The organism is Mesorhizobium sp. WSM4311 (genome assembly GCF_002295115.1).
Lineage (GTDB): Bacteria > Pseudomonadota > Alphaproteobacteria > Rhizobiales > Rhizobiaceae > Mesorhizobium.
Genome location: NZ_NSFV01000003.1, coordinates 97,224 through 122,023, shown reverse-complemented (window position 1 = coordinate 122,023; position 24,800 = coordinate 97,224). Strand labels below are relative to the sequence as shown.

At 62.9% G+C, this 24,800-nt stretch carries 33 protein-coding genes and 1 tRNA gene; 14 read left to right on the top strand and 20 right to left on the bottom strand.

The genetic code is table 11. The annotated features are described in order from the left end of the window. Positions 1–166: 166 nt before the first annotated feature. The 5 genes from CK226_RS07820 to CK226_RS07800 form a co-directional block, all read right to left on the bottom strand. Positions 167–478: a PilZ domain-containing protein gene (locus tag CK226_RS07820; protein WP_095788144.1), complete on the bottom strand. Its 312-nt coding sequence runs from the start codon at positions 476–478 to the stop codon at positions 167–169. 102 nt (positions 479–580) lie between these two features. Continuing rightward, positions 581–1,069 (bottom strand): NUDIX hydrolase, encoded by a 489-nt coding sequence (locus CK226_RS07815; RefSeq protein WP_095791525.1) that lies wholly within the window; start codon positions 1,067–1,069, stop codon positions 581–583. A gap of 210 nt (positions 1,070–1,279) precedes the next feature. Beyond that, positions 1,280–1,780 carry a xanthine phosphoribosyltransferase gene (gene gpt, locus CK226_RS07810; RefSeq protein ID WP_095770312.1) on the bottom strand — a complete coding sequence of 167 codons (501 nt, stop codon included), beginning with the start codon at positions 1,778–1,780 and terminating at the stop codon, positions 1,280–1,282. A 116-nt stretch (positions 1,781–1,896) separates the two neighbouring features. Continuing rightward, positions 1,897–2,730: a universal stress protein gene (locus tag CK226_RS07805; RefSeq protein ID WP_095770311.1), complete on the bottom strand. Its 834-nt coding sequence runs from the start codon at positions 2,728–2,730 to the stop codon at positions 1,897–1,899. Between the two features lie 82 nt (positions 2,731–2,812). Continuing rightward, entirely contained in the window at positions 2,813–3,556 is a 744-nt protein-coding gene (locus CK226_RS07800; protein WP_095791524.1) for a competence/damage-inducible protein A, read from the bottom strand. Positions 3,557–3,708: 152 nt separating this feature from the next. Here CK226_RS07800 and CK226_RS07795 point away from each other — a divergent pair, with 152 nt between their 5' ends. Together CK226_RS07795 and CK226_RS07790 are read left to right on the top strand one after the other, a co-directional pair. Continuing rightward, positions 3,709–4,713, top strand: coding sequence for an alpha/beta hydrolase (locus CK226_RS07795; RefSeq protein WP_095791523.1), 1,005 nt, complete (start codon positions 3,709–3,711; stop codon positions 4,711–4,713). 54 nt (positions 4,714–4,767) lie between these two features. Beyond that, positions 4,768–5,052, top strand: coding sequence for a hypothetical protein (locus tag CK226_RS07790; protein ID WP_095770308.1), 285 nt, complete (start codon positions 4,768–4,770; stop codon positions 5,050–5,052). A 103-nt stretch (positions 5,053–5,155) separates the two neighbouring features. On the opposite strand, the gene CK226_RS07785 is transcribed toward CK226_RS07790, so the two are convergent. The 4 genes from CK226_RS07785 to CK226_RS07770 all read right to left on the bottom strand — a co-directional run bounded on the left by CK226_RS07785 (position 5,156) and on the right by CK226_RS07770 (position 7,364). After that, the gene (locus tag CK226_RS07785; protein ID WP_095770307.1) at positions 5,156–5,395 is read right to left on the bottom strand and encodes a DUF2188 domain-containing protein; all 240 of its coding nucleotides are present in this window, start codon (positions 5,393–5,395) and stop codon (positions 5,156–5,158) included. 29 nt (positions 5,396–5,424) lie between these two features. Further along, entirely contained in the window at positions 5,425–5,703 is a 279-nt protein-coding gene (locus CK226_RS07780; RefSeq protein WP_095770306.1) for a DUF982 domain-containing protein, read from the bottom strand. 132 nt (positions 5,704–5,835) lie between these two features. Next, positions 5,836–6,129, bottom strand: a complete 294-nt coding sequence (locus CK226_RS07775) for an SH3 domain-containing protein (protein ID WP_095791522.1) — start codon at positions 6,127–6,129, stop codon at positions 5,836–5,838. 131 nt (positions 6,130–6,260) lie between these two features. Then, complete coding sequence (locus CK226_RS07770) at positions 6,261–7,364, bottom strand: NADH:flavin oxidoreductase/NADH oxidase (protein WP_095791521.1); 1,104 nt, start codon at positions 7,362–7,364, stop codon at positions 6,261–6,263. 154 nt (positions 7,365–7,518) lie between these two features. On the opposite strand from CK226_RS07770, the gene CK226_RS07765 reads away from it, so the two are divergent. The 4 genes from CK226_RS07765 (at position 7,519) to CK226_RS07750 (ending at position 9,133) form a co-directional block, all read left to right on the top strand. Next, complete coding sequence (locus CK226_RS07765) at positions 7,519–8,097, top strand: NUDIX domain-containing protein (RefSeq protein WP_019857853.1); 579 nt, start codon at positions 7,519–7,521, stop codon at positions 8,095–8,097. Positions 8,098–8,195: 98 nt separating this feature from the next. Next, positions 8,196–8,417, top strand: a complete 222-nt coding sequence (locus tag CK226_RS07760) for a hypothetical protein (RefSeq protein WP_095770303.1) — start codon at positions 8,196–8,198, stop codon at positions 8,415–8,417. Beyond that, positions 8,414–8,614: a hypothetical protein gene (locus CK226_RS07755; RefSeq protein WP_095791520.1), complete on the top strand. Its 201-nt coding sequence runs from the start codon at positions 8,414–8,416 to the stop codon at positions 8,612–8,614. Before CK226_RS07760 ends, CK226_RS07755 begins: the two co-directional genes overlap by 4 nt. A gap of 207 nt (positions 8,615–8,821) precedes the next feature. Next, positions 8,822–9,133: a hypothetical protein gene (locus tag CK226_RS07750; protein WP_142887612.1), complete on the top strand. Its 312-nt coding sequence runs from the start codon at positions 8,822–8,824 to the stop codon at positions 9,131–9,133. Between the two features lie 43 nt (positions 9,134–9,176). Here the strand turns inward: CK226_RS07750 and CK226_RS07745 are convergent, their stop codons facing one another. The 5 genes from CK226_RS07745 to CK226_RS07730 form a co-directional block, all read right to left on the bottom strand. Further along, positions 9,177–9,392, bottom strand: coding sequence for a hypothetical protein (locus tag CK226_RS07745; RefSeq protein WP_245437690.1), 216 nt, complete (start codon positions 9,390–9,392; stop codon positions 9,177–9,179). Between the two features lie 336 nt (positions 9,393–9,728). Then, the gene (gene hutH / locus CK226_RS07740; protein WP_095791518.1) at positions 9,729–11,234 is read right to left on the bottom strand and encodes a histidine ammonia-lyase; all 1,506 of its coding nucleotides are present in this window, start codon (positions 11,232–11,234) and stop codon (positions 9,729–9,731) included. Further along, entirely contained in the window at positions 11,231–11,398 is a 168-nt protein-coding gene (locus tag CK226_RS35335) for a hypothetical protein (RefSeq protein WP_210202229.1), read from the bottom strand. The genes hutH and CK226_RS35335 overlap by 4 nt, the downstream gene beginning before the upstream one ends. Positions 11,399–11,575: 177 nt before the next feature. Continuing rightward, a tRNA-Leu gene (locus CK226_RS07735) sits at positions 11,576–11,661 on the bottom strand. Positions 11,662–11,941: 280 nt separating this feature from the next. Continuing rightward, the gene (locus CK226_RS07730; protein ID WP_095770301.1) at positions 11,942–12,607 is read right to left on the bottom strand and encodes an outer membrane protein; all 666 of its coding nucleotides are present in this window, start codon (positions 12,605–12,607) and stop codon (positions 11,942–11,944) included. Positions 12,608–12,797: 190 nt separating this feature from the next. Here CK226_RS07730 and CK226_RS07725 point away from each other — a divergent pair, with 190 nt between their 5' ends. Together CK226_RS07725 and ade are read left to right on the top strand one after the other, a co-directional pair. Then, a complete protein-coding gene (locus tag CK226_RS07725) occupies positions 12,798–13,184 on the top strand; it encodes a hypothetical protein (protein WP_095791832.1) in 387 nt (128 codons plus the stop codon). An 81-nt stretch (positions 13,185–13,265) separates the two neighbouring features. Continuing rightward, positions 13,266–15,083 (top strand): adenine deaminase, encoded by a 1,818-nt coding sequence (ade, locus tag CK226_RS07720; RefSeq protein WP_095791517.1) that lies wholly within the window; start codon positions 13,266–13,268, stop codon positions 15,081–15,083. 26 nt (positions 15,084–15,109) lie between these two features. Here ade and CK226_RS07715 read toward each other — a convergent pair whose 3' ends face one another. Both CK226_RS07715 and CK226_RS07710 read right to left on the bottom strand, forming a co-directional pair. Next, positions 15,110–16,273 (bottom strand): alpha/beta hydrolase, encoded by a 1,164-nt coding sequence (locus CK226_RS07715; RefSeq protein ID WP_095770299.1) that lies wholly within the window; start codon positions 16,271–16,273, stop codon positions 15,110–15,112. Positions 16,274–16,415: 142 nt separating this feature from the next. Continuing rightward, the gene (locus CK226_RS07710) at positions 16,416–17,522 is read right to left on the bottom strand and encodes an alpha/beta hydrolase (protein ID WP_179300996.1); all 1,107 of its coding nucleotides are present in this window, start codon (positions 17,520–17,522) and stop codon (positions 16,416–16,418) included. 112 nt (positions 17,523–17,634) lie between these two features. On the opposite strand from CK226_RS07710, the gene CK226_RS34785 reads away from it, so the two are divergent. The 3 genes from CK226_RS34785 to CK226_RS07700 all read left to right on the top strand — a co-directional run bounded on the left by CK226_RS34785 (position 17,635) and on the right by CK226_RS07700 (position 19,765). Continuing rightward, entirely contained in the window at positions 17,635–17,853 is a 219-nt protein-coding gene (locus CK226_RS34785) for a hypothetical protein (RefSeq protein WP_179300995.1), read from the top strand. 101 nt (positions 17,854–17,954) lie between these two features. After that, positions 17,955–19,211, top strand: coding sequence for a threonine ammonia-lyase IlvA (ilvA, locus tag CK226_RS07705; protein ID WP_095791830.1), 1,257 nt, complete (start codon positions 17,955–17,957; stop codon positions 19,209–19,211). Continuing rightward, positions 19,208–19,765: a DUF1697 domain-containing protein gene (locus CK226_RS07700; RefSeq protein ID WP_095791516.1), complete on the top strand. Its 558-nt coding sequence runs from the start codon at positions 19,208–19,210 to the stop codon at positions 19,763–19,765. The genes ilvA and CK226_RS07700 overlap by 4 nt, the downstream gene beginning before the upstream one ends. Before the next feature lie 47 nt (positions 19,766–19,812). Here the strand turns inward: CK226_RS07700 and CK226_RS07695 are convergent, their stop codons facing one another. Both CK226_RS07695 and gloA read right to left on the bottom strand, forming a co-directional pair. Continuing rightward, on the bottom strand, positions 19,813–20,106 hold the full coding sequence (locus CK226_RS07695) for a DUF2218 domain-containing protein (protein ID WP_095791515.1): 294 nt from the start codon (positions 20,104–20,106) through the stop codon (positions 19,813–19,815). A gap of 144 nt (positions 20,107–20,250) precedes the next feature. Further along, a complete protein-coding gene (gene gloA, locus CK226_RS07690; RefSeq protein WP_010909179.1) occupies positions 20,251–20,691 on the bottom strand; it encodes a lactoylglutathione lyase in 441 nt (146 codons plus the stop codon). 216 nt (positions 20,692–20,907) lie between these two features. Here gloA and CK226_RS07685 point away from each other — a divergent pair, with 216 nt between their 5' ends. From CK226_RS07685 to CK226_RS07675, 3 genes are read left to right on the top strand one after another with little or no spacing between them, the layout of a single operon-like run. Then, positions 20,908–21,504 carry a cold-shock protein gene (locus tag CK226_RS07685; RefSeq protein ID WP_095791514.1) on the top strand — a complete coding sequence of 199 codons (597 nt, stop codon included), beginning with the start codon at positions 20,908–20,910 and terminating at the stop codon, positions 21,502–21,504. A 24-nt stretch (positions 21,505–21,528) separates the two neighbouring features. Continuing rightward, complete coding sequence (locus CK226_RS07680) at positions 21,529–22,089, top strand: DUF192 domain-containing protein (RefSeq protein ID WP_095791513.1); 561 nt, start codon at positions 21,529–21,531, stop codon at positions 22,087–22,089. A gap of 19 nt (positions 22,090–22,108) precedes the next feature. Further along, a complete protein-coding gene (locus CK226_RS07675; protein ID WP_095770867.1) occupies positions 22,109–22,876 on the top strand; it encodes an alpha/beta hydrolase in 768 nt (255 codons plus the stop codon). Positions 22,877–23,006: 130 nt separating this feature from the next. On the opposite strand, the gene speB is transcribed toward CK226_RS07675, so the two are convergent. Both speB and CK226_RS07665 read right to left on the bottom strand, forming a co-directional pair. Further along, positions 23,007–23,978, bottom strand: coding sequence for an agmatinase (speB, locus tag CK226_RS07670; RefSeq protein WP_095791512.1), 972 nt, complete (start codon positions 23,976–23,978; stop codon positions 23,007–23,009). A gap of 107 nt (positions 23,979–24,085) precedes the next feature. Beyond that, on the bottom strand, positions 24,086–24,691 hold the full coding sequence (locus CK226_RS07665) for a hypothetical protein (protein WP_095791829.1): 606 nt from the start codon (positions 24,689–24,691) through the stop codon (positions 24,086–24,088). Positions 24,692–24,800: the final 109 nt, after the last annotated feature.

Here is a 24,800-nt window from a genome sequence, read left to right as displayed (position 1 = left end):
TGTGACCCCAACATCTTGTGTGTCACACATGTGGATAACGGGGATAGAAATGCGCCGCGGCGATTGCCGTTTCGAGCGGTGGATCTGTGCACTTTGACCGCCGGGAGGCGTCGGTCGTGAGCAATCTGGCCGCCTCGAAAAACCTGTCGGGCCGATATGCCAGATATCAGCCGTAATGCAGCTTCGGCTTCGGCTCGGTGCCGGTGAACTGTACGCCGACCCGGTCGTTGCGGCGCCAGCGGACCTCGCAGCGATAGGCGACTCCGTCGAGCGGCACATAAAGCAGGAAATGATCGGGCACCCGCGCCTCGAGCGGTATTTTTAATTCGGCGCCGCCCGCATGCTGGTTGCGCAGCATCACGGCGATTTCCGAGTTTTGAATCCCGGTGATGACGGTTCCACCCTTGAGCACGCGCGGACGGTGCTCGCGCTCGGGCTCGCCGGTATGCTGCTGAAGTGGGTCTACAGGATTCGCCATCGATCAAACGCCAGATTGGTCGATTCTTAGCGAAGAAGGATTAGCAAACCTTTCATGCCCGTCACATCACAGGGTTGTGAATATGGAGAAGGCGGAGGTCCGCTAGGAGAATCTGTGCGGGTCGGCGCAGAAATAGGCGATGATCTGGCAAAGGTCCGGCTCATTGATCATGCGTACGGCTTCGCTGGAATTGACCCATTTGCGGGTGCGGGAGTGCTTTTCCTTCCAGCGGTCGGCGATCTTGTCGACGTGCAGCGGAAACACCAGCACCTCGCAGGGCACTTCTTCACCCGAAGCCAGAACCTTGGCATAGAAGTAGCGGCCGGCTTCGAGATGCGAGACGGTTCCGCGCAATCCGGCTTCCTCGCCTGCCTCGCGCGCCGCCGCCTCGCAGAGCGGCTCCTTGGCTTCCGGCCAGCCCTTCGGCAACACCCAGCGGCCCGTGTCGCGGCTGGTGATCAGCATGATCTCGACGCCATTCCCGCTGTCGCGCCAGGGCAGCGCGGCAACCTGCAGACGGCACGGAGCGGTGCCGAAGAGTCGCCGGACCCTTTCGGCCAGATGGTTGTGCGTCGTTGGCCTTGTCAACATCGGAGAAGCTAGCCCCAGCCTCCAGAATCGTTTGCCGCCTTACGAATCTTACGGCTAATTCTGACCAATAAAAGTAAAAACTTTGATCAGGCTGGCCGATTCCCGCCAACAGAGGTCGATTTCACAGGATATCCTGCCCCGGGGAGCCATCCACGGAAGCAAATATTGTCGTCGGTGGCGGCTTAGTTGGAAAAAGCGGCGTGTCGCGAATCAGCCGGCGTGGTCGTCGGCGATCGGCTTCTGGTAGGTGAAGCCCATGTCCCAGGGGAAATAGATCCAGGTATCCTGGCTGACCTCGGTGACGAAAGTATCGACCAGCGGCCGGCCCTTCGGCTTGGCGTAGACGGTGGCGAAATGCGCCTTGGGCATCATCGCGCGCACGATGCCGGCGGTCTTGCCGGTGTCGGTCAGGTCGTCGATGATCAGCACGCCGGCCCCGTCGTCGGCCAGCAGGGCGGGGGTAATCTCCTTCAGCACCTGCAACTGCCCCTGGCTGGTGTAGTCGTGGTAGGAGGCGACGCAGACCGTCTCGATGATGCGGATGCCGAGTTCGCGCGCGATGATCGCCGCCGGAACCAGCCCACCGCGTGTGATGCAGACGATCGCCTTCCATTGCCCCTTGTTGGCGCCGGAAAGCCGCCAGGAAAGCGCGCGAGCGTCACGATGGAACTGGTCCCAGGAGACCGGGAAGGCTTTTTCGGGAAGGGACATTTTTCGCGCACTCCGCAGCACGCGAGGACCGCGCGCACAAAAACAGGGGAATGCGCGCGGAATTAACTGGAAAGCCTCGGCCTTGGCAAGGGTGGCTTACCGCGATGGCTGTGGACTTATCGCGACAGGAAGGCCGCCACCTGTGCCGTGCGCAGCACCGTGCGCGTCACGCCGCCGAACAGCAGCTGGCGCAGCCAGGAGTGGCTGTAGGCACCAAGCACCAGCAGATCGGCGCCGGTTTCGGCGACCCGGTTCTGGATCATGTCGTCGACCGAGGTGCCGCCCGATTTCTGCACCGAGACGCTGACATTGGCGCCGTGGCGTGACAGCGCCGACGCGATTTCGGCGCCGGCGGCCTCCGGGGTTTCGTCGAACGTATCGGGCGGATCGATGACCAATATGTCGGTCTTCTCGGCCTCGATGATGAAGGGCAGGGCGTCGAAGGCGGCGCGGGCGGCCTCCTTGCTGCCGTTCCAGGCGAGCAGCACGCGTTTGAACGTGGTGACCAGCGGACCCGCGCTCGGCACCACCAGCACCGGCCGGCCGGCGTCATAGACCAGCGTGTCGACATCGGCGCTCGGATCGCCGCCGGTTTCGCGCTGGGCGGCAATGATAAGATCGGCGGCGCGCACGCTTGAAATGCCGGTCAACGCGCTGTCGCCGGAGAAGCTCTCCAGGCTGCGCCACTCGAAGGAGAGGCCGGAATCCTCGATGCGCCTGAGGAAGACGGCCTGCAGCTTGTCGGCCCGCTCCCGGCTCATGTCGGCCGAGACCTGCAGGAACTCGGTATCGGGAAAGCCGGTCGCCGACGTGTAGGGCACCGGAAGCGCCTCGGCATGAATGCCGATCAGGTGGCTCTGGAAGCGGTTGGCGAGCGGAATGGCGCAGTCGAGCACGCGCTCGGCGTCCTGCTCGTTCTGCAGAATGGCAACGATGGTCCTGAAGCGCATGGTGATCCCTCAATCTGGCGAGTGTTCGAACTCGCGTGAAAGCAACGCCGGCGCGCCATGCTTTGTTCCGGCCACAACCGGTTCAACTCGCCTTGGCGACGAAACCCGCCACCATTGCCTCGACATCGGCGCGCGCGGCGTTGAGGGCCTCCTGGCTGCGGGCGCGAACGACCAGTTCGGTCCAGAACTTGCCGTCGCCATACTTTGGATAGGAGCCGATGATCGTATCCGGATGCGCTTTCTGGATCTCACCCAACGGCCCGCCGACAAGGCCTTCGCCGAACGGACAGTGCACCGTCGCCGACAGCATTTTCGTGCCGGTCTTCAGCGTCGGCACGACATTGTCGAGCATGGCCTGGAAGATCGAGGGCACGCCGGCCATGACGTGGACGTTGCCGATGCGAAAGCCGGGCGCTACCGACACCGGGTTATCGATATGGTCGGCACCGCGCGGCATCCGCGCCATGCGCTTGCGTGCCTCGGTGTATTCGATGCCGCGCGCCGCATAGCTTGCGTCCAGCAGCGCATAGGCCTTGGCATCGTATTCGCAGGGCACGCCGAACGCCTTGGCAATCGAATCGGCGGTGATGTCATCATGGGTCGGGCCGATGCCGCCCGTGGTGAACACATAGGTGTAGCGCGCACGTACGGCATTCACCGCCGCGACGATCTCCTCTTCCTCGTCGGGAACGATGCGCACCTCCTTCAGGTCGATGCCGACGGCCGTCATGATGTCGGCGAGGTGGCCGATGTTCTTGTCCTTGGTGCGGCCGGAGAGAATCTCATCGCCGATGACGAGCATGGCGGCGGTAACGATTTCGGTCATGGAGGGCTCCGGCAGGACGGGTCGCCTGAAATAGCGCGGCGCGTGGCTATCGGCAATGCCACCTCGGCGGTGAACATCCGTGCCTGGACGATGCAAGGTTGCAGCATGACCGGATGCAGGTAAGCTCAAACGGGTTCTGGTCCGGATGAACAATGCTGATATCGATCCTGTCGTGGCTGCTGGCCCTGCTGTTCCTGCTGGCGGTCCTGGGGATCGCCTGCCTGGTGCTGGCGACGCTATGGATCGCGGCGAAGGCGCAAAGGTTGGTGCCGCCGGTCGGAAAATTCATCGAGATCGACGGCAACCGCATCCACTATGTCGATGTCGGCGAGGGGCGGCCGATCGTCTTCCTGCATGGGCTTGGTGCGCAACTCCACCACTTCCGGCACACCCTGTTCGGACATTTCGGCCCGGGCTATCGGCTGATCGCGCTCGATCGTCCGGGATCGGGCTATTCGACGCGCGCGAACGGTGCCACCGGCCGCTTGCCTGAACAGGCGGCCCTGGTGCGCCGCTTCATCGAAAAATTGGCGCTGGAAAGGCCGCTGGTGGTGGGCCACTCGCTGGGCGGCGCCGTCACGTTGACCCTGGCCGTGGAACATCCCGAGGCAATTTCGGGCATCGCCTTGCTGGCGCCGCTGACGCATCTGGAAAACAGGGCGCGGCAAGGATTTGACCTGCTCTATATCCCCTCGCGCCTGCAGCGCTGGATGATGGCCTATACTGTGGCGATACCCCTGAGCCTGCGCTATGCGCGGCCGACAATGGAATTCATCTTCGCGCCGCAGGTCTTTCCCGCGGACTACATGGTTGACGGCGGCGGCTGGCTCGGGCTGCGGCCAGTCCATTTCCAGGCGACATCAGCCGATGTGGTGGCCGTCGAACAGGATCTCGGCCGCATCGAACAGCGCTATGGCGAGATTGTCATGCCTGCCGGCATCCTCTTCGGTACGGCCGACCTCGTCATCGACATCCGCATCCATGGCGAGCCGATGCAAGGCAAGATCGCAGGGCTCGATTTCGAACCCGTCGACGGCGTCGGCCATATGCCGCAGTTCGCCGAGCCCAAGCGGGTGATTGGCTTCATCGAGCGGATTGCGGTCCGCACATTTCCATCACCACAGCCTCACGACAATTTCAATGAACCAACCGGCTGACCGCCGGGTTTACCCCGTGTCGCACCCAAGGCGACCAAGACACGGAGTAATGCAATGTACAGGAAATTTCTTGCAGCATCGGTTCTGACGATCGGTCTCACCACATCGGCGATGGCACAATCGTCCGACGGCGCATATTCGAACCGTCACAGCTGGTGGCCGTTCGGCAACGAAGAGTCCTCAGGCGTCGACCAGAACACGACCGGAAGCATCAATGGCGACCGCTCTGGGCTGGACAGCCTTGGCAATTCTGGTCCAGCCGGCCCGTGTGCATACGGCACAGCGGGTCCTGATGCGAATGCTCAGGGCAACGTGAACGACCAGTATTGCGGCAAATAGTTCAGCCGCCGGGCAGCGGTCGACCGCAGGACGTCGTCTCTCCTGACGTCCGCGGTCGGCGCCCTGTCTCTGGTCTGCTGGCAAGTTCTCTTCTTTGGAAAGTCTAGTCTGAAACCTCGGTCTGCGGCCGGTCCCGACCGTCAGCCAGTTCCTCGTGCCATTTGCCCTCGGCGTCCTCATACTGGATGCCGTCCGTCGCGCCTGCCACCTGCTGCTCGGCCGAGGCGATCTCGGCGGCGCGCAAGGCATCCTGATGGGTGGGAAATGTCTCCGAGAAGGTCGTACCGACCTTGTAGGCCCAGCCGCCGTCATGCTCGACGATCTTGTAAGTCAGCTTCGCCATAAAAACCTCCGGTTGAAAGGTCCGCCTGCTCAATGCAGCCGGTCGTCGGATAGCCTGTCGTCGGGCACCAGCACTTCCGATTCCCTGGCGGCCTCGATCAATGCCCGTCGCGCGTCCGCTGTCGAACGATAACCTTCCAGCACTTTGAGGCAAGTGTCGAGGGCATCACGATGACGCGGGCCGCGATTGAGCGGCCACACCGTCATGAGGCACTCCGCCGCTTCCTGGGTGCTGCGGATATGGCGATATTTGCCGACATGGCCGAGTTCGACCACGACCGGCGTTTCAAAAGGTTTGCTGTCCATCATGGCCGCAACGCAAAGCAGCCAATTTGGTTGCAAAAGTGGCCCGGAACCTGCGCCCAAAAGTCGCGTCGCGTTCTGCGACGCGCTTTTTGGGTGACATGTTTCGGCGTCTCAGTAACCGCAGTCGTTGCGCAGTCAGCGAGCGTTCGCCCAGCCGGTGGACCCGCCGATTTCGACCTTGTACCAGTTGCCGCGCCGGTCGAAAATCTCGACGTGGTCTCCATTGAACAGCTGGCCGATCATCCGTGATGACGAGTTGGGCCGTGTCCGCACGGCGAGAAAGCCGCTGCCGGTCGCCAGATTGTAGCGGCCGGACAGGCCGTGCACCGTCCCCTCGCAATATTGCGCCACGCTCGGCGTCGATGCGCCGAGCCAAGGGCCGGCGACAGTCACAAGCATCGCAGCCGGCAAGAATGCCCTGAACGACATGATCTCCTCCCAAGCCCGGCCGCGCCCGCCGCAGCCCTCACCCCAGCGTAACAGTTTGCCGCCGGATTTGAAGCGGGCTGTGGCAAAACGGGCTGGGCGGGATCGCGCCTGTGTCAGGAGGGCGGGCCGGTTCAGCCCGCCGCCTTCATCCAGTGCTCCATCGTCGTTACCGAGCGGGCGAGCTGCGGCGCCAGATGGATCTTTTCCTTGAATGTGGCGGCCGCGCGCCAGCCCCAGCGCGGATCGGCGAGGAAGGCGCGCGCCAGTGCGACCATGTCGGCACGGCCCTCGGCGATAACAGCCTCGGCCTGCTGGGGATCGTCGATCAGGCCAACCGCGCGGGTCGGAATGCCGGCGCCCTTGCGCACCGCCTCCGCCAGATGCACCTGATAGCCGGGACCGGTGGGCAATTTCTGCAACGGCGAATTGCCGCCGCTGGAGCAGCAGAGATAGGCGATACCCTCGGCCTTCAGGGCCTTCGCCACCTCGATCGCATCCTCGACATCGAAGCCGCCGTCGACCCAGTCCTTCACCGACAGCCGCGCGCCGAGCATCAGCTTCGGCACCGCCTTCTTCACCGCCCTGGCGATTTCGACGACCAGACGCATCCGGTTTTCCAGCGAGCCGCCCCAACGGTCGGTGCGCTGGTTGGACAGCGGCGACAGGAACTGGAAGATCAGGTAGCCATGTGCTGCGTGCAATTCGATGAAGTCGAAGCCGGCGCGTTCGGCCCGCCTGGCGGCTTGGGCGAACCGCTCGATGAGTTGCAGGATCTCTTCCTCATCGAGCGCGCGCGGCACGTTCCAGCCGGTGTCGTAGGCGATGGCCGAGGCCGAGACGGTCTGCCAGGGGTCTTCGTTCGGCTGCAGTGGCCCGCCGCCTTCCCAGGGCTTGCGGTTCGAGGCCTTGCGGCCGGCATGCGCAAGCTGCGTGCCGAATTTCGTGCCCGGCGCGGCGACGCGTCGTGCCGCATCCAGTGTGCGGCGCGCGGCGGCTGCGTTGTCGTCGGAGTAAAGTCCGAGGCAACCATGGGTGATGCGCCCGCGCCGCTCGACATCGGTCATCTCCACCGTGACCATTCCGGCGCCGGACATGGCCAGGTTCATCCAGTGGTAAAGATGCCAGTCGCTGGCCGACCCGTCCTCGGCGGAATACTGGCACATCGGCGCCACGGCGATGCGGTTGGGGAAGGTGAGGCCGTCGAGGGTGATCGGCTGAAAAAGCGATGCGGTCATGAAGAGGGCTCCTGGAGAGGGAACGCTATTTAGGCAATGGAACTCTCCCATACCACACACGAGAGAGTGAAACGCTGGACCAATCACTGCCCCAATTGCGCCGGCGCCGGTTCGCGGCTACGCCTGCGCCCGGCGGCAAATACCGAGGTATCCAATGGAAGATCGTATTCGTATCCGTTCGGAAGAGGTCCTTTCCGACGACTGGGCGGTGCTGAAAAAGACCGTGCTCGACTATCGCCGGCGCGACGGGCAGTGGGAGACGCAGGTCCGCCAGACCTATGATCGCGGCGACGGCGCGGTGATCCTGCCCTACGACCCCCAGCGTTCGACGGTGCTTCTGGTGCGCCAGTTCCGCTATCCCGCCTATGTCACCGGCCACCGCGAACCGCTGATCGAGGCCTGTGCCGGGCTGCTCGACGAAAACGATCCTGAGACCGCCATCCGCAAGGAGGCGGAGGAAGAACTCGGCTACCGGCTGAAGGACGTAGAGCGGTTGTTTTCGCCTTATATGAGCCCGGGCAGCGTGACCGAGCGGCTGTGGTTCTTCGTTGCCCGCTATTCGCCCGCCGACCGCATCTCCGCCGGCGGCGGCGCGCCGGAGGAGGGCGAGGACATCGAGGTTCTGGAAATGCCGCTCGACGAAGCGCTGGCCGGCATCGCCGACGGCCGCATCGTCGATGCCAAGACGATTATCCTGATCCAGCATCTGAAGCTGAACCCGATGAAGGCTTGACCGACGTTCCGGCATGGATTGGCTCCATCCTCGCATCACGGAACAAAAGCGATCAGCGACGGTTTAACTCTCGAAGGGACCGCAACGGAAGCGGAGCAATGGTTGAGCTTTTCAATATGGAACTGGCCAAGGCCAGACAGCGCGTCAACCGCGCGGAACTCGCTCTGGAACGCGCGGAAGAAATGCTGGACGAGGACTGCGGCGTCGGAATCAATATCGCGCTTTGCAGCCGGATCAGGACCGCGCGGCGGCGGCTGATCGAGGCCAGGGAGCGCCTGACAAAGATTGATCCGCCAATAATTTTTGGCGGTTCCCCATGATGATGGCGACATTTCACCACGAAACCGCGAGAGGCGGTGAGGTATATCGCGCTGCCAGATACGCGCTTCTGACGCAGCGAATTATCCGGGATATCAAGCGCACCGATGCCGCGGCGGAGAAAGTCGAGCGAGCGGTGACCAAGTTGGCCGAAGCAAACGCGCTCGATGGGTCGCTCGGTCCGCGCCGCCCCGGCTAGGCTCCGCCTCACGCGCCGTCGGCGTCAGGCTGGGGCGTCACGATATCATGGAGGCCGAAAGACGCTTCGGGGCATCGTATATTAGCAATATACGATATATTAATGGCTATAATGCAGCCTTTGGCACAGGGATGGAAATACCTCCCATCGACGTTCCGACATGCGCCCTCGAGCGCCGGAACGCTAGACCAATGCGGAGTAGAACGCATGAGTGTCGGAGCCGCTCTCGAACAATTACTGCGGCTGATTTATCGCCGGGCCATGAAACTGGCGATGTTGCCGGAGGATGAAAGGGATTCCCACTACGATCACATCCGCCTGTCATGTTGCGCGGCCGCCGAGCACATCGGGCAAGATCCCGACAGGGCAGCCATCACGGCAAACGATATGGTTGAGTTTGTTCGCGCGCTGGTCGGAATCATCGAGGTGGGCTCTGGGCCGGGCCATGAGCAAAGCGCCGATCAGCGACCGCCGGTGCCACATTCCGGCGGCCAGGAGACTGGCGCTACGCGCATCTAGCAAACAGGGCAGACGCCCGCCTTAGGGCAGCGGGAACGAGGCGCTAACGCTCGCGCTGTACGACGTAGCTGCTGGTGATGGCGTCGTCGCCCAGCCCGCGAGTCACAAAAACCCTTGTATAGCCAACCGGCAAGCCATCTGTGACGGTCGTATCGACGAGGCGACACCGGCCAACGGTTTCGCCGTTCGGAGCGCTTGCCAGCCTGTCCTTCAGCGAAGCCATGCATAAGTCGAGCGACGCATACATGGTTGGCGCCATATCGACGGGTTTGCAGACAGAACCCTCAACCGGGCTGCACTGGAGCAAGACCATCACTGCCGCAGTTGCCGGATCCATTTTCAAAAATCGCCCGCGTTTTGACGACCCTCAACGCGGAAATGCATCCTTTGTTTCACCGCTGCTAAAACGAATGCCGCCGGCCGGTCTCGATGCGGTTGCCCGGAAGAGGGCGAGGACATCGGGGTCCTGGACAATGCCGCTCGACGGAGCAGGCCGGCATAGCCGACGACCGATGCCAAGGCGATTATCCTGATCCAGCGTCTGAAGCTGAACCCGATGAAGGCCTGGCCGCTCGAAGCTGACCGAGCATTTGCCTTACGAACTGTGCCGCGGACAGGCTGGCACGTCCATTTCGCGAATAAAGTTGCGCAAGGCTTCCATGTCCCGGGACAGAGGCCGATCGTCGGAATAGTGTGCGATATTGCCCCGCACCATTTGGTAGATGGCATCGGTACCAGGCGCGCGTGCACCGCGCACGGCCAGAAAATCATGGGCCTGCGCGGCTGCCATGAGCTCGATCGCCAGAATGTATTCGGCGTTGTCGATAACCGCCAGCAGCTTGTTGGCCGCGACGGTTGGATGAGCCAGAAAATCCTCTTGCAGGCCGGATGTGACGCCACCGTCGGTCGCCGCCGGGGCGGCCAAACGGCGATTGACGTTGCTGAGCGATGTGGCCGTGTATTGGGCGATCATGAAGCCGGAATTGGCTCCGTCCTCGTCGGCGAGGAAGGCCGGCAAATTGTTGACAAGTGGATTGACGAGACGATCGATCCGACGCTCACTCATTCCAGCCACCTGAGCCAAGGCGATGGTCAGGCCGTCAGCAGCCTGCCCGAGGGCGGGCGCTACCGCATGTGCCTCCGAAACGACCTGAGGATCGTTCAAAGACCCGAATACCGCCGGATTGTCGGTGACGGCAGCCAATTCGCGGTCGACAAGCCCCGCGGACCGGTCCAGCACCTCCCGGGCGGCGCCGTGAACATGGGGCACGGCGCGAAGACTGAGTGCGTCTTGCGTGCGACTGCCGTGTGCCAGCGCGATAAGTTCGCTGCCATGAAGCCAGCCACGTAGCGATTTGCCCACGTCCTGAATGCCGGGTGAGGGCCTCATTGCCAGGATTGCCTCGCCAAAAGCCGGCATTTGCGCGCCTGCGGCTTCAAGCGTCAAAGCCGCCGCCGCGTCAGCCCATCCCAACAAACGCTCCGCGCGCAGCACGGCGATGCTTGTCAGGCCTGTTGCGCATGCGGTGCCGTTGACGAGGCTCAAGCCCTCCTTGGCGCCAAGCTCCAATGGCTCGAGACCCATTTCAGCCAGGGCCTCGAGCCCGCTCATGGAGCGGCCTGCCACGGTTGCATTGCCTTCGCCGATCAGGACCAGTGCTACATGCGCGTTGTGCGTCAAATATCCGGCCGATCCCCGGGACGGCACGTCGGGAACGCAGTCGCGCTCGATAAAGGTGAGCAAATTGCGGACGATCGCAGGGCTCACGCCCGAATGGCCATGGGCGAAATTTGCCACTTGAGCGGCAATGATGGCGCGCACGCCGCGTCTCGGCACAAGGTCGCCTACGCCGCAGGCGTGACTGCGAATGATATTGCGCGACAGTTTCTTTTGCAGGGCAGGCGCCACGATCTTGCTTGCCAAGGCGCCGACCCCGGTATTGACGCCATAGGCGCGGATGCCTTTGTCGACGATGGCCGCCACGATCTGGTTCGCGAAGGCGATCCTCTCCCACGCTGCCCGGCTGAGCGCCAGGGATTCGCCTTCGCTCACGCGTGCGATGTCGCGCCAACTGGCGTTTCTATCTATTGTTATTGTCATTGCCCGTTCCGAATAGCATTGCGAATGCGCAGGCGGCTGTTGGCCCGCTCGAAAGGCGGCGTGAGAACCGCTGCTTCGGCACCGTACCGCCCAATCACGGGCATAATGGCGATGGAATTGCCGACTGATGCGACTGTAGCGACGTCGTCGGCAACAAAAGACATGCCGCCTGCGATCCGGCGCTGGGAAATCCGGCGCCCGCTTGAAATCACTTCGAGGATGACGTCGAAGACTTATCGGATCAACAGCTCACGCGGCATATGCGGCGGCTAGCCCGCGCGGGCAGTCTGACGGGGCCGAGCTGTGGGTGGCCTGCCACCCGAAGCTCGAACAGCGAAGGGTGGTGCGGACGACGGGAATCGAACCCGTACGATCAGAGATCGAGGGATTTTAAGTCCCTTGCGTCTACCAATTCCGCCACGTCCGCAGGCCCGCTCTTTTCAGATGCCAGACACAGGCCGTCAAGTCGTGTTGTTGGCCATGCTGAACACACACCCCAGAGGTGATGGCATGGCGATACTGGTGTGATCGCGGAATTTAGCGCGCCGCGCGCAATGGGTAGGGTGTTTGCACGGCGGACTTGATCCGCCGAGGCCGGCGTCTACCAGGCCCAACCCATTCCCCCGCCCACTGGGGGCGCCGGCCGCCCCTCATCGACTTTGCTGATCACGTCACAGCTGTCGCTCGCCGATCGATGCCGGCGGGGCTCAGAACTTGTAGCTGAGATTGATGCCCACGGTGTTCAGTTTGGTATCCTGGTCGCGACCGACGAAGTCGCTGGACCCGTCATAGTGCTCGGAACCGAAATCGTAGTAGCGATACTGGGCGCCGACGACGAATTTGTCGGTCAGCGCGTAGTCGACGCCGGCGCCCACGGTCCAGCCGATATTCGCCCGTGTCTCGGAGAAGGCTGAGCCCGCTGATTGCGAGGTTTCGACCCCGGCGAAGGCGATACCGCCTATGCCATAGACCAGCACACGATCCATAGCGTATCCGGCCTTGGCGTTGACCGATCCGAACCATTTGATGTCGGCGCCGAAATTGTTTCCGGGTTCGGCTTCCGCCGTGCCGTCGACCGAGGAATAGTTGAGGTCGGCCTCAGCGCCGATCACCGCCTGGTCGAACTGCCACAGCCCGGCGACGTGCCCGCCGATGAAACCGCCCTTTATGTCGGGCGAGACGGAAAACGGCTCGCCTTCCGTTCCTGAGATGTCGGACTGGCCCCAGCCATAGCCCGCCTGCAGGCCGGCATAGTATCCTGTCCAGTCGAAGCCGGGCGCGGTCATCGGCACATCGACCGTCGCGTCGGCTGCGAAAGCCGGCATCGACAGGACGGCAAGCAGACCGGCACTTGCGACGACAAGGCGATACATTCGAACTCCCCGGATGAAGAGCCGGAAAAATCTTGAGAGCCAAGGTAGACCGATTTACGGCAAAACGGAATCCAATTTCCGGCTGTGGCCGTGTGTCGCTCGCCGAGGCACAGGCTTTAAGCCGAGGACAGCCGGCATTGCCGGGGGAATGCCAGCGTGCAAAATGGCCGTCTTGCAGGGAAAAATCCGGATGAACAGCCTGGCTCGTCTTATCACTGGAACGGCCATCATACTGTTCACCTGCGGTCTCGCCATGGCCGAGCCATTGACGCTCGCCATCGCCAAGGCAGCGGTCGTATCCGATCAAGCGTCGGGACAGCGGGCGCTCAACCTGAAGATGACGCCGGACAGCGCGAAGGCGTTCGGCGACTTCACCAGGGCGAATGTCGGGAAGGTGGTCGATCTCAGCGTCGACGGTACCGTGGTGGCGTCGCCGCGCCTGGTCGAACCCATCCTCGGCGGCGAGGTAATGCTCAGCGGCACCTTCGCCCCGGGCGAACTCCAGCGCCTGGCGGAACGGATTTCGGCCGGCGGTGCGAAAGTCACGGTCGAGGTCGCGGCTGAACAGCCTTTGTGAAGGTTGGACGGGCCGGTCCGCCGTTTGGCGCTGGTCAAAACCAGGCAGGCTTGGCACAGTCGCCCAAACAGGAGTCCCTTCATGGCAAAGAAGCCGGCGGCGCATGCGACGAAACCAAAACCCTGGACCGAGATGGCGACGCATCTGGTCGACGTCGCCACGGGCCGCAAGCCCGCCGATCTCGTCATCCGCAACGGCCGCTGGGTCAACGTTCACTCCGGCGAGATCATCGCCGGCACCGACATCGCCATTGCCGGCGGCCGCTTCGCCTATTGCGGGCCGAATGCCAGCCACGCCATCGGCCAGGGCACCAAGGTGGTCGATGCCGGCGGGCGCTACCTGGTGCCCGGCCTCTGCGACGCGCACATGCATGTCGAAAGCGGCATGGTGACGGTGACCGAGTTCTGCCGTGCCGTCATCCCGCACGGCACCACGTCGATGTTCATCGACCCGCACGAGATCGCCAATGTGCTGGGCTTGCCGGGCGTGCGGCTGATGCATGACGAGGCGGTGGTGATGCCCATCAACGTGCATGTGCAGATGCCGTCCTGCGTGCCGTCGGCACCGGGGCTGGAGCATGCCGGCGCCGAGCTGACGGTTGCCGACGTTGCCGAGGCCATGACCTGGGAAAACATCATCGGCCTCGGCGAAGTGATGAATTTTCCGGGCGTCGCCGCCAACGATCCCGTCATGTCGGGCGAGATCGCCGCGACGGTCAAGGCTGGCAAGACGGTTGGCGGCCACTATGCCTCGCGCGACCTGGGCTTGCCGTTCCACGGCTATGTCGCCGGCGGACCCGAGGACGATCACGAAGGCACGCGCGCGGAAGATGCCATCGCCCGTGTCCGCCAGGGCATGAAGGCGATGCTGCGGCTGGGCTCGGCCTGGTACGATGTCGCCTTGCAGATCAAGGCGGTGACCGAAGGCGGCATCGATCCGCGCAACTTCATCCTGTGCACTGACGACAGCCATTCCGGCACGCTGGTGCATGAAGGCCACATGGACCGGGTGGTGCGCCACGCCATCCAACAGGGGCTGAAGCCGGTGACGGCGATCCAGATGGCGACGATCAACACTGCCCAGCATTTCAGGCTGGAACGCGAAATCGGTTCGATCGCACCGGGCCGGTTGGCCGATCTGCTGATTGTCTCCGACCTCGCCGCAATGACCATCGATGAGGTTTATGCGCGCGGCGTCAGGCTGGCCAAGGGTGGCAAGCTCGACATCGACATTCCGGCCTATGATTACCCGAAGACGGCGAAGAACACCGTCAAGCTGGGCAAGAAGCTCAGGGCCGGCGATTTCGACATCACGGCTCCCAAGGGCGCCAACGAGGTGCGGGTGCGCGTCATCGGCGTCATCGAGAACCAGGCGCCGACGCGGGCCCTGGAGGCCGATCTGCCGGTCGAGGACGGGCTGGTCGCCATGGACCGCCGCAACGACGTCTGCCAGATCGCGCTGGTCGAGCGGCACAGGGGCACGGGCGGCGTCACCAACGCATTCGTCTCCGGCTTCGGCTATATGGGCGATTGCGCCATGGCCTCGAGCGTGGCGCATGACGCCCATCACATCATCTGCGTCGGCACCAACAAGCAGGACATGGCGCTGGCGGTCAACCGGCTGGGCCAAGTCGGCGGCGGCGTCGTGCTGTTCTCGAAGGGCAAGGAACTGGCGCTTGTCGAAATGCCGATCGCGGGCCTGATGTCGGACGAGCGCGCCGAGATCGTCGCCGCCAAGGCCGAGAAACTGACCGAGGCGATGCGCAAGATGGGCTGCTCCCTGAACAACGCCTACATGCAGCACTCGCTGCTGGCGCTGGTGGTCATTCCGGAGTTGAGGATTTCCGACGTCGGCCTGATCGACGTGACGACGTTCCAGAAGGTCAACCTGTTCGTCTAGACCAACCTCCGACGCGGGTGATTGGCTCACCCGCCGGTGACGATGGTCAGCACCTTGAACGGCGTGGTTATGACGACCTCGGCGACCGAACCGACGGCCTTGCCGAGGCCTTGGCCGAGATTGTTGAGCTGCGCCGGATCGGGTTCGTCGGAGGCCAGGCCAGCAGGGGTGCGCAGGCGATCGCCGAGCAACTGCACCAGGATGGGATTGTCGGCGAATTTCGCGTGGTTGAGGCCACCGTCGCCGCCCTTGATTTTGGTCAGGTCGACCACCGACACGCCATAGCTGGCGAGATCGGCCGCATTGCCATAGTCGCCGACACGCGGCTTGTCGCCGGAGATAAGTGAAGACAATTTGAGCGCACGGTCATCGCCGGACAGCAGCACGGCAAACGGCTTGTCCGGCTTGCCGTATCGGATCATCTGCTTTTTGAACACGTCGACATCGATGTCGGGCGACGCCAGCACGACATAGCCGAGTTTGCCGCCGAGATCGCGGTCGCCGGTGATGGCGAGCTGGCGCAGCGCCTCCATGGTCAGCCAGGTTCCCATCGAATGGGCGATGATGTCGATGCTCTTGACCCGTGTCTTGGCGAGCATTCTGAGCGTCGCCTCGAGATCGTCGCGGGCGGCGCTGGCGCTGTCCTTGTCGTAGATATAGCCCGTCGTCTTGGCGCTCGACGCCCATGAGAACAGCACCGGCGTGCCGGGATATTTCGTGTCGTGGGCGATCTGCGTCAGCCGGTAAATGCCGTCGTCGAAGCCATTGTTGAAGCCGTGCACGAACACCAGTGCGCGATCCCCGCGCACGGCAATGTTGGCGCCGACCGCCTTGGCGAATTGCGAGGCATCGCCATAGTGGACGACATTGGTGGCGGTGAATTGCTTTGCCGGGATCGAGTTGGCCGAGCCCTTGGCCCGCTCGATGGCGCCGATCTGGTGGACCTTCGGCACGGTGACGTCGACACGGGCGTAGCTGGTGGTCAACGAGCGATCGCCGTCGAACACCTGCCGCGGATCCTTGGTCGCCTGCTGGCGGGTTGTAGCGACGAAAATTTCGTGCGTGGCCGCGATGTCGGAGGCTGGCACCGACACATTCGTCTTGTTGAGCAGATCATGCGTGTTCTGGCCGGCACAGCCGGCAAGGGCGAGCGTCAACGCGAGGACGAAACTGTTCAAGCGCAAGCTCAAGCGCCGGCTCCCATGAAGGGGGACGTCAAAAGCATGACGTCACCGCTATTGCGATAGAGCCAGAGACCGGCGCGGTCCAGTTCAAAGTGGCCCGATACCTCGTGAATGGTGAACAGGCACGGCGAAATTCGCGCCGCCGCATCTACTGCCCGAGCAGGCTGACGCGGTCGGTCACGTCCCTGTCGCTGGCAAAACCGTCATCTTCGCGCAGCCGCTGGCCGATCATCTTCACCAAGGCCGGATTGTCGGCGAATTTCGTATGGTTGAAGCTGTCGCTGCCCTTGACCTTGGAGAGATCGACCACCGTCACGCCGTAGGAGGCAAGATCGGCAGCATCCTTGTAGTCGCCGACGCGTGGCCGTGAACCGGCGATCAGGCCGGAAAGCCTCAGCGCGCGGTCGTCGTCGGACAACAGGAGGATGAACGGCTTGTCGGGCTTGCCATAGCGGCGCATCTGGCTCTTGAACACGTCGACATCGATGTCCGGCGAGGCCAGCACCACGTCGCCGAGCTTGCCGCCAAGGTCGCGGTCGCCGCTGATGGCCATCTGGCGCAGGGTTTCCATGGTCACCCAGGTTCCCATCGAATGCGCGACAATGTCGATGCGGCGCGCACCGGACTGCTGCAGCATGCGCAATGTCACTTCGAGCTGGTCACGTGCGGCGCTGGCACTTTCCCTGTCATAGACATAGTCGGTGGTCTTGGCGCCCGATGCCCAGGAAAACAGCATCGGCGTGCCCGGATAGCCGGAATCGTGGACGATCTGGGTGAGACGGTAGACCGCGTCGTCGAAACCGGTGTTGTAGCCATGCACGAAGACCATGACGCGGCCGCCGCGCGCCGCGATATCGGCGTTGAGCGCGCTGGAGAATTTCGGCTGTGTGTCGTAGCCGACAACCTCGGAGGCCATGAAATATTTGGCCGGGTCATCCGACTTACCGCGGGAGCGCCGTTCGATCTGGCCGGTCGTGTGGATCCCCGGAACGGTGACGTTGACGCGGGCATAGTTCAGCGTCGCCGAGCGCTCGCCATCGAAAACCTTGTTGGGATCGTCGGATTTCTTGCGCGTCGTGGTGATGAAGATCGAGTGGTTGCCGGCGATATCCGTCACCGGCGCGGCGACGATGGCGCTGCCAAGCAATTCCTGCGTTTGCGGGCCGGCGCAGCCGGCGACGAGCAAGGCGAGACAAACAGTAACGATCTTCTTCAAAGGCACGCCTGAAATTTCCACTCCGGCCAAAAGGCCCATCTACCCCCGCGACACCTCCCGGACAGGGAGAGTGCGGCAGAACTAAGTCGTGTCCAGCCGAAATGTGGTCAGCGCTTGGCTACGACCATCGGACTGTTGCCCGAAAGCCAAGGTGGCGGAGGAAAAAAGCCGGGAAAAGGGCAGCCACCTCCAGCTCGAGGCGGATGCCGGATGCGTCGGCCGCGAAGGCTCGCGTCGCTTCGATTTCGCGACCAGTCGATATAACGGCATGAGCAAATGGGTACAAGTGCTTGCGAATATTATACGAATTTCGCCTGAAGAGAGTTGCGAACGACCGGACAATGGCGTTGCGGGGCCGGATATGCCATAGGCAGGATCGGCTGTGAGAGATCAGTGTGCAATAAACACACGCTGCGCGGCCATGTCGATGACAAGGGTCCGCGCGGACATGCGGCACAAGGTGGCTTCCCGATGAACAGTTTCTCCTCCCGCGTTGCCGCCGCGGCCGCTGCGATCCGCCAGATCTTTCCGGAAACGCCGCTGCAGGAAAACGACTATTTGTCGAAGAAGACCGGCGCCCGGGTGCTGCTGAAGCGCGAGGATCTGAGCCCGGTGCGCTCCTACAAGATCCGTGGCGCCTTCAATTTCTTCCGCAAGGCGCTTGCCGCCGGCAACCAGGCCGAACTGTTCGTCTGCGCGTCGGCCGGCAACCATGCCCAGGGTTTTGCCTTCGTCTGCCGCCATTTCGGCAAAAAGGGCGTGGTGTTCATGCCGGTGACGACGCCGCAGCAGAAAATCGACAAGACCAGGTTGTTCGGCGGCGATTTCGTCGAGATCAGGCTGGTCGGCGACTTTTTCGACGACTGCTATCGCGCCGCTTTCGAATTCACCGAAAGCTCCGGCGCTCACATGGTGCCCCCCTTCGACCACAAGGACATTATCGAGGGTCAGGCGACGGTCGCCTATGAGATCGCGGACCAGATGCCGGGTGCGCGCATGCCCGACATCATCATGCTGCCGGTCGGCGGTGGCGGGCTCGCCGCCGGCGTCACGCATTATTTCGCCGACCAAGGCCGGGAGGCGCGTTTCGTCTTTTGCGAACCGGCCGGCGCGCCGAGCCTGCATGACACCCTCGCGGCGGGAAAACGGCTGAAGCTCGCCAAGGTCGACAACTTCGTCGATGGCGCGGCGGTGGCCGAGATCGGCCGCGAACCCTTGCGGTATCTCAAGGAATTCGCCGCCGATACGGTGCGGCTGATCCCGGAAAACCGGCTCTGCGCGACCATGATCGAGATGCTCAATGTCGAAGGCGTCGTGCTCGAACCGGCCGGCGCGTTGGCCATCGATGCGTTGAAGGATTTTTCCAGGAAAGAGATCCGCGGCAAGACCATTGTCGCCGTGGTTTCGGGCGGCAACTTCGATTTCGAGCGGCTGCCGGATGTCAAGGAACGAGCGTTGCGCTTCGAAGGCCTGAAGAAATACTTCATCATCCGCTTCCCGCAGCGGCCGGGCGCGCTGCGCGACTTCCTCGAAATGCTGGGTCCGGACGACGATATTGCGCGCTTCGAGTATCTGAAGAAGTCGGCGCGCAATTTCGGCTCGGTGCTGATCGGCATCGAAACCAAGGACCGTCGCAATTTCGACCTGCTGAAGGCAAATTTCGGGGCCGAGGGCGTCCAGTATCAGGACATCACCGACAACGAGACATTGGCGGGCTTCATCATATGAGCGCAAAGGTCTTCATCGCCCTGTTTTCCGGCATCAATGTCGGCGGCAACCGCATCGTCAAGATGGCGGAGCTGCGCTCGTTCTTCGAGGATCTCGGCTTTTCCGGCGTCGGCACCTATGTGCAGAGCGGCAATGTCGTGTTCCGGGCCGGCAAAGGCGACGCCGCCGCGCTGACCAGACAAATCGAAGCGGCGTTCGAGAAGAAATGGGGTTTTCATTCGCGCATCATGGTGCGCGATCTCTCCTGGTTGGATCGGCTGGTGAGCGAAAATCCCTATCCGGAAGCGGCCGCCGATCACACCAAGCTCCACGCCTATGCGCTGGAGCGTGAGCCGACCGCCGAAGAGGTGGCGCGGCTGGCTGAAAAATGCACCGGCCCCGAGCGCTTCGAAGTCAAGCGAGACGTGCTCTACCTCAGCGCGCCGGACGGGCTCGGCAAGTCAGTCTTCGCCAACCTCATTCCGCGTGTTCTGAAGGTGCCGGGCACCGCGCGCAACTGGCGCTCGGTGCTGGCGCTGCTGGAGATGGGCGGCCGGGCCGGCGGGAAAGCATGACCCCGAAAAGTGGGTGCCGGTTTTCAGGATCGTGCTCAAACAAACACCTACGCTGCCGTCGCCGGCTTCCAGTCGAAAGTCAGTTCTTCGCGGAAGGCAAAGCGCTTGATGTGGTCGGCCACGACACTTTCCAGGCGCTCGAGCGATCCCGCTTCGTCGGTTGACACCACGATGTGCAACGCTGCCGTGTCCGCATCCATGACAGTACGGCCGAGCGACAGATCGATCGTGCCATGGGTGGGATCGAATTCGACGGGAAATTTGTGTGCCCAGTGCTTGCACAGTTGCTGCAGATAGCGGCTGGCATGTTCGGTGGGGACATCGGCACGGCTGGTCGGCATGAGTGAACTCTCCGGAAGGGCAGGCGCCCATTGCTTGACATGGCGCCAGACCTGTCAGGCTGGCGCCATGTTCGGGTAGATAGGTGCCTTCGTGAAAAACGCCAAAGGCGGCCGGGCAACTTCCGCCCGGTGCCAGGCCAGCGCCTACCAGCTTCCCGTGTTGGCCATCGAAGCCCAGGGTTCGGCCTTGGCTTTCGCCGGGCCCTTCTGCAGAAGCTCGATCGAAATGCCGTCCGGCGACCTTATGAATGCCATGTTGCCGTCGCGCGGCGGCCGGTTGATGGTGACGCCATTGTCCATCAGATGCTGGCAGGTGGCGTAGATGTCATCGACCTCATAGGCGAGGTGGCCGAAATTGCGTCCGCCCTTGTAGTCTTCCGGATCCCAGTTGTAGGTGAGTTCAATCAGCGGCGCCTTGTCGTTGATGCCGCTCTGCTCATCTTCGGAGGCGGCGAGGAAGATCAGCGTGAAGCGGCCCTGCTCGTTTTCGTAGCGGCGGACCTCCTTCAGCCCGAGCTTGTTGCAGTAGAAATCGAGCGAGGCATCGACGTCGGCGACGCGGACCATGGTGTGCAGATAGCGCATGAGTTTTCCTCGATCTGTTGGGATGCGGCGCAACATAGGGTCGGCCCGGCGAAAGGGCAATCTCCCGCGGCCGGCGATGCCGGCAAAGAACAAATCCGGTATTCCCGCAATGAACCGTGAAAAAAGGCAGGGAAGGTCTTGCACACACCGGAAGCCGCGGTGTTAATCTGGTGTCAAGAATCAGTTGCGGTGTTCTTGAAAAAAGGGGGCATTCTTATGGGGGAAAAGGCCTCTTTGACGGGGCGGGCCGGAACCCTTGGCGACGCCTTGAAGCGCGACGAAGGCGGCGACGCCGCCGACCTGACCGAAATTGCCGGCGCCATCAAGTGGTTCGATGTGGCCAAGGGTTATGGGTTCATCCTACCCGATGACGGTGTCTCGGGCGATATCCTCCTCCATGTGGCATGCCTTCGACGCGACGGTTTCCAGACTGCCCTGGAGGGCGCGCGCGTGGTCTGCCTTGTCAAGCAGGGCGATCGCGGGCTGCAGGCCTTTCGCGTGCTTTCCATGGATGTCACCACCGCCGTCCATCCCGCCGAAATGCAGGAACAGCGCACCCATGTCGCGGTGACGCCGGAGAGCGGACTCGAACGCGCTTTGGTCAAGTGGTTCAACCGCACCAAGGGCTTCGGCTTCCTGACGCGCGGCGAAGGCACCGAGGACATTTTCGTCCATATGGAGACCTTGCGCCGCTATGGCATCACCGAGCTTCGGCCGGGGCAGGTCGTGCTTGTCCGTTTCGGCCGCGGTGATAAAGGCCTTATGGCCGCCGAAATTCACCCCGATATGGGCACCTTGCCGGTTTCGCACTAGGACGATTTCGGCAGAGGATCGTGGATGACTCGCAGGAACTGGCTGACGGCGGGCGTTTTTTGCGCCATTGCGGCCGTGATCGTGGCCTCAGGCGCTTTCTTCTATTCGGAACGGCCGACCTCGGCCGACAGTCGGGCGATGATCCTTCCGGTCGACCCGACGCCGCTGGTCGTGGTGACGAAAGATGGGAATCGCTCCTTCTCGATCGAAATCGCCGACAACGACGCGGAGCGCGAGGCCGGCTTGATGTATCGCCAGGACATGGCGGACGATCACGGCATGCTGTTTGTCTTCGAGATACAGCAACAGGTCAGTTTCTGGATGCAGAACACGCCGATGCCGCTGGACCTGATCTTTGTCGGCCAGGATGGCAAGATCCGGGCCGTCAAACATGGCGAGCCGCAATCCCAGGCCATCATTTCGCCCGGCGTGCCCGTGCGCTTCGTGCTCGAGCTCAAGGCCGGCGCCGCCGCCAAATACGGCATCGGGTATGGCGACCTCTTGCGCCACCCGGCAATTGGCACCGTATCCGGGCCTGGCATGCCACCGCCGGACAATGGTGACGCACCCAACGGCGGCGGCTGAACGCGAGGTGGGGCAGCCGATGCAGTTCTTCTCTCATGACCGGTTCGATCTTGCCTTCCTCGACCGCCAACCGGCATCGGGGCAGGGTGATCCCGTGCTCATGATCCACGGCTTCGCCTCGAGCCACTACGTCAACTGGGTGTCGCCCGGCTGGTTCAAGACGCTCAACGATGCCGGGTATCGCGCCATCGCCTTCGACAATCGCGGCCATGGCTCGTCATCGAAGAGCTATGACGAGGCTGACTATACGCCGGCGAAAATGGCCTCGGATGCCGCAGCCTTGCTCGATCATCTCGGCATCGAACGGGCCCATGTCATGGGCTATTCGATGGGCGCTCGCATCGCGGCGTTTCTGGCTCTGTCGGATCCGGACAAGGTGGCGACGCTGGTCTTTGGCGGCCTCGGCATCGGCATGATCGATGGCGTCGGCGATTGGGATCCGATTGCCGACGCCCTGCTTGTCGACGATCCGGCCACGACCACCCATCCGCGCGGCCGCTCTTTCCGCGCTTTCGCCGACCAGACCCGCAGCGATCGCCGGGCGCTTGCCGCCTGCATCGCCACATCGCGGGAGTTGCTGAGCGAGGATGATATTGCCCGCATCGCCCAGCCGACGCTGGTCGCAGTCGGCACCACGGACGACATTGGCGGCTCGCCAGACGAACTCGCCGCCCTGATGCCGAACGCCAGGGCTTTCCACATCGAGGGCAGGGACCATATGCTGGCGGTCGGGGACAAAACCTTCAAGAAACGCGTGCTGGAGTTTTATGCTGAATATCCGCTTTGAGCGGTCTGCCGGTGGGCAGGCGCGTTCCAACGACAATCGCGCCCTTGACCTGCAGGGATCGTTCTCAACGGGCTGTCGGTGGCGGCGGGGCTGCCCATCCTCGCGGCAATGGCATCGGCCATAAGCGCCTTCACCTGATCTTGCGCGTTCTCGCTTCATGGACCGACTTCGCCAGCACGCACAGCAATTCGAACATCATCGTCGCACCCGCCAGCGCCGTCATGCTGCCGAGATCGAATGGCGGCGCCACTTCCACGACATCGGCGCCGACAATGTGCAATCCGTCGAGTAGACGGACCATTTCCTGCGCCTCTCGGGTGGTGAAGCCGCCGAGCTCGGGCGTGCCTGTTCCCGGCGCCATCGACGGGTCGATGCAGTCGATGTCGAAGGTCACATAAGTCGGGCCGGTTCCGGCGATGGCGCACGCTTCTTCCATGACGCTGGCCGCGCCGCGAAGGACGAACTCCTCCATGTAGATGATGCGAATGCCCTGGGCGACCGCCCAGTCATGCTCGCCGGGCTCATAGATCGAGCCGCGAATGCCGATCTGCACGACCCGTTTGGGATCGAGCAGTTCCTCTTCGATGGCGCGGCGGAACGGCGTGCCGTGCGTGTAGGGATTGTCGCCGAAATAACGGTCATTGGTGTCGGAATGCGCATCGAAATGGATCATGCCCACCGGACAATCCTTGGCGACGGCTCGCAGCACCGGCAAAGTCGTCAGATGATCGCCGCCGGCGGCGAGCGGAATGGCGCCTGCCGCCACGATCGCAGCGACGCCGTCCTCGATGCGCTTCAACCCGTCCATCAGGTTGATCGGATTGACCGAGAGGTCGCCGACATCAGCGACATTGGCAATGCTAAACGGTTCGATGCCCGACACATGGTGGGCGCGCCGCATCAGGCTCGACTGGTTGCGGATCTCGCGGGGGCCGTGCCGTGCGCCGGCGCGGTTGGTCGTGCCGCCATCCCACGGTATGCCGACGAGCGCGATATCGAGCCCTTCGGCGCTCGCCACCGCCGGCAGCCGCATGAAGGTCGAGAGCCCGGCAAAACGGGGAACGGCCGAGGCATCGACCGGCTGGAAGAAATTGCTGCTCATAATGTCGGCACCTCAGAAGAATTCACGTTTGACGATTTCGGCGATCCGCCCCTCGCAGTCTGGCTTCTTGTGGCCGCATGCAAAAGCCCCGCGAACCCCGGCGGAAATCACGAGGTCCTTTGCAAGGCCTCCAGCGAGCGCGCCATGTTCAGCCTGGCCTGCGGCTCGAATCGCTGGCGAAATTCCTCGGTGAGGAAAATGTGCGCGCGGGCAAGGAAATCCTTCAGCACGGCTCCCCGCCCGGTACGCCACACCGGCTCCTCCACCCAGCCATATTCGCGGCGGACCGCGCGTTCATAGGCGTCGAACGCATCCGGCGCGGCGCCCAGGATCGACAGATCCATGTCGAGGAAGAGGCTGGCGTCGCGTGTGGCCGCGTCGTCATCGAACCCGGGCAACTGGTGCGTGGCGGTGGCGAGGATCATCGCGCCGATGCGGTCCAGGCGCTCCGGGTCGGTTCGGCTCGCGAGCCTTTGCGCGGCAAGCGCCGCACTTCTGGCCTCATTGTCCTTGGCCTTGCTGTCATAGATGGCGTCGTGGAACCAGATCGCCGCTTCGACGGCTTCCGGATCGCTGAGCAGCGCTCGGTAATCGCCGGCCAGCGCCAGCATCGCCTCGATATGGGCAAGGTTGTGATAGTGACGGCTTTCGGCCAGGTAGAGCGCCGCGAGTTCCCGTTTCAGCGGTTCGTCGATCAAGGGCTGGTCTTCCATGTTGGTCATCCGTCCAGTTAATCGATCTCAGCCTCTTCGAGCCAGTCACTCGGATCGTCCCGGCCGCTGGGCGCGAAAGGCAGCTTTCCGGCGACTCAGCGATCAAGGG

What these genes read in the sequence shown, in the direction of transcription:
- CK226_RS07820 (WP_095788144.1), bottom strand. Translation starts at nt 478, where the DNA reads ATGGCGAATCCTGTAGACCCACTTCAGCAGCATACCGGCGAGCCCGAG.
- CK226_RS07815 (WP_095791525.1), bottom strand. Translation starts at nt 1,069, where the DNA reads ATGTTGACAAGGCCAACGACGCACAACCATCTGGCCGAAAGGGTCCGG.
- gpt (WP_095770312.1), bottom strand. Translation starts at nt 1,780, where the DNA reads ATGTCCCTTCCCGAAAAAGCCTTCCCGGTCTCCTGGGACCAGTTCCAT.
- CK226_RS07805 (WP_095770311.1), bottom strand. Translation starts at nt 2,730, where the DNA reads ATGCGCTTCAGGACCATCGTTGCCATTCTGCAGAACGAGCAGGACGCC.
- CK226_RS07800 (WP_095791524.1), bottom strand. Translation starts at nt 3,556, where the DNA reads ATGACCGAAATCGTTACCGCCGCCATGCTCGTCATCGGCGATGAGATT.
- CK226_RS07795 (WP_095791523.1), top strand. Translation starts at nt 3,709, where the DNA reads ATGCTGATATCGATCCTGTCGTGGCTGCTGGCCCTGCTGTTCCTGCTG.
- CK226_RS07790 (WP_095770308.1), top strand. Translation starts at nt 4,768, where the DNA reads ATGTACAGGAAATTTCTTGCAGCATCGGTTCTGACGATCGGTCTCACC.
- CK226_RS07785 (WP_095770307.1), bottom strand. Translation starts at nt 5,395, where the DNA reads ATGGCGAAGCTGACTTACAAGATCGTCGAGCATGACGGCGGCTGGGCC.
- CK226_RS07780 (WP_095770306.1), bottom strand. Translation starts at nt 5,703, where the DNA reads ATGATGGACAGCAAACCTTTTGAAACGCCGGTCGTGGTCGAACTCGGC.
- CK226_RS07775 (WP_095791522.1), bottom strand. Translation starts at nt 6,129, where the DNA reads ATGTCGTTCAGGGCATTCTTGCCGGCTGCGATGCTTGTGACTGTCGCC.
- CK226_RS07770 (WP_095791521.1), bottom strand. Translation starts at nt 7,364, where the DNA reads ATGACCGCATCGCTTTTTCAGCCGATCACCCTCGACGGCCTCACCTTC.
- CK226_RS07765 (WP_019857853.1), top strand. Translation starts at nt 7,519, where the DNA reads ATGGAAGATCGTATTCGTATCCGTTCGGAAGAGGTCCTTTCCGACGAC.
- CK226_RS07760 (WP_095770303.1), top strand. Translation starts at nt 8,196, where the DNA reads ATGGTTGAGCTTTTCAATATGGAACTGGCCAAGGCCAGACAGCGCGTC.
- CK226_RS07755 (WP_095791520.1), top strand. Translation starts at nt 8,414, where the DNA reads ATGATGATGGCGACATTTCACCACGAAACCGCGAGAGGCGGTGAGGTA.
- CK226_RS07750 (WP_142887612.1), top strand. Translation starts at nt 8,822, where the DNA reads ATGAGTGTCGGAGCCGCTCTCGAACAATTACTGCGGCTGATTTATCGC.
- CK226_RS07745 (WP_245437690.1), bottom strand. Translation starts at nt 9,392, where the DNA reads ATGGCGCCAACCATGTATGCGTCGCTCGACTTATGCATGGCTTCGCTG.
- hutH (WP_095791518.1), bottom strand. Translation starts at nt 11,234, where the DNA reads ATGACAATAACAATAGATAGAAACGCCAGTTGGCGCGACATCGCACGC.
- CK226_RS35335 (WP_210202229.1), bottom strand. Translation starts at nt 11,398, where the DNA reads ATGTCTTTTGTTGCCGACGACGTCGCTACAGTCGCATCAGTCGGCAAT.
- CK226_RS07730 (WP_095770301.1), bottom strand. Translation starts at nt 12,607, where the DNA reads ATGTATCGCCTTGTCGTCGCAAGTGCCGGTCTGCTTGCCGTCCTGTCG.
- CK226_RS07725 (WP_095791832.1), top strand. Translation starts at nt 12,798, where the DNA reads ATGAACAGCCTGGCTCGTCTTATCACTGGAACGGCCATCATACTGTTC.
- ade (WP_095791517.1), top strand. Translation starts at nt 13,266, where the DNA reads ATGGCAAAGAAGCCGGCGGCGCATGCGACGAAACCAAAACCCTGGACC.
- CK226_RS07710 (WP_179300996.1), bottom strand. Translation starts at nt 17,522, where the DNA reads ATGGGCCTTTTGGCCGGAGTGGAAATTTCAGGCGTGCCTTTGAAGAAG.
- ilvA (WP_095791830.1), top strand. Translation starts at nt 17,955, where the DNA reads ATGAACAGTTTCTCCTCCCGCGTTGCCGCCGCGGCCGCTGCGATCCGC.
- CK226_RS07700 (WP_095791516.1), top strand. Translation starts at nt 19,208, where the DNA reads ATGAGCGCAAAGGTCTTCATCGCCCTGTTTTCCGGCATCAATGTCGGC.
- CK226_RS07695 (WP_095791515.1), bottom strand. Translation starts at nt 20,106, where the DNA reads ATGCCGACCAGCCGTGCCGATGTCCCCACCGAACATGCCAGCCGCTAT.
- gloA (WP_010909179.1), bottom strand. Translation starts at nt 20,691, where the DNA reads ATGCGCTATCTGCACACCATGGTCCGCGTCGCCGACGTCGATGCCTCG.
- CK226_RS07685 (WP_095791514.1), top strand. Translation starts at nt 20,908, where the DNA reads ATGGGGGAAAAGGCCTCTTTGACGGGGCGGGCCGGAACCCTTGGCGAC.
- CK226_RS07680 (WP_095791513.1), top strand. Translation starts at nt 21,529, where the DNA reads ATGACTCGCAGGAACTGGCTGACGGCGGGCGTTTTTTGCGCCATTGCG.
- CK226_RS07675 (WP_095770867.1), top strand. Translation starts at nt 22,109, where the DNA reads ATGCAGTTCTTCTCTCATGACCGGTTCGATCTTGCCTTCCTCGACCGC.
- speB (WP_095791512.1), bottom strand. Translation starts at nt 23,978, where the DNA reads ATGAGCAGCAATTTCTTCCAGCCGGTCGATGCCTCGGCCGTTCCCCGT.
- CK226_RS07665 (WP_095791829.1), bottom strand. Translation starts at nt 24,691, where the DNA reads ATGGAAGACCAGCCCTTGATCGACGAACCGCTGAAACGGGAACTCGCG.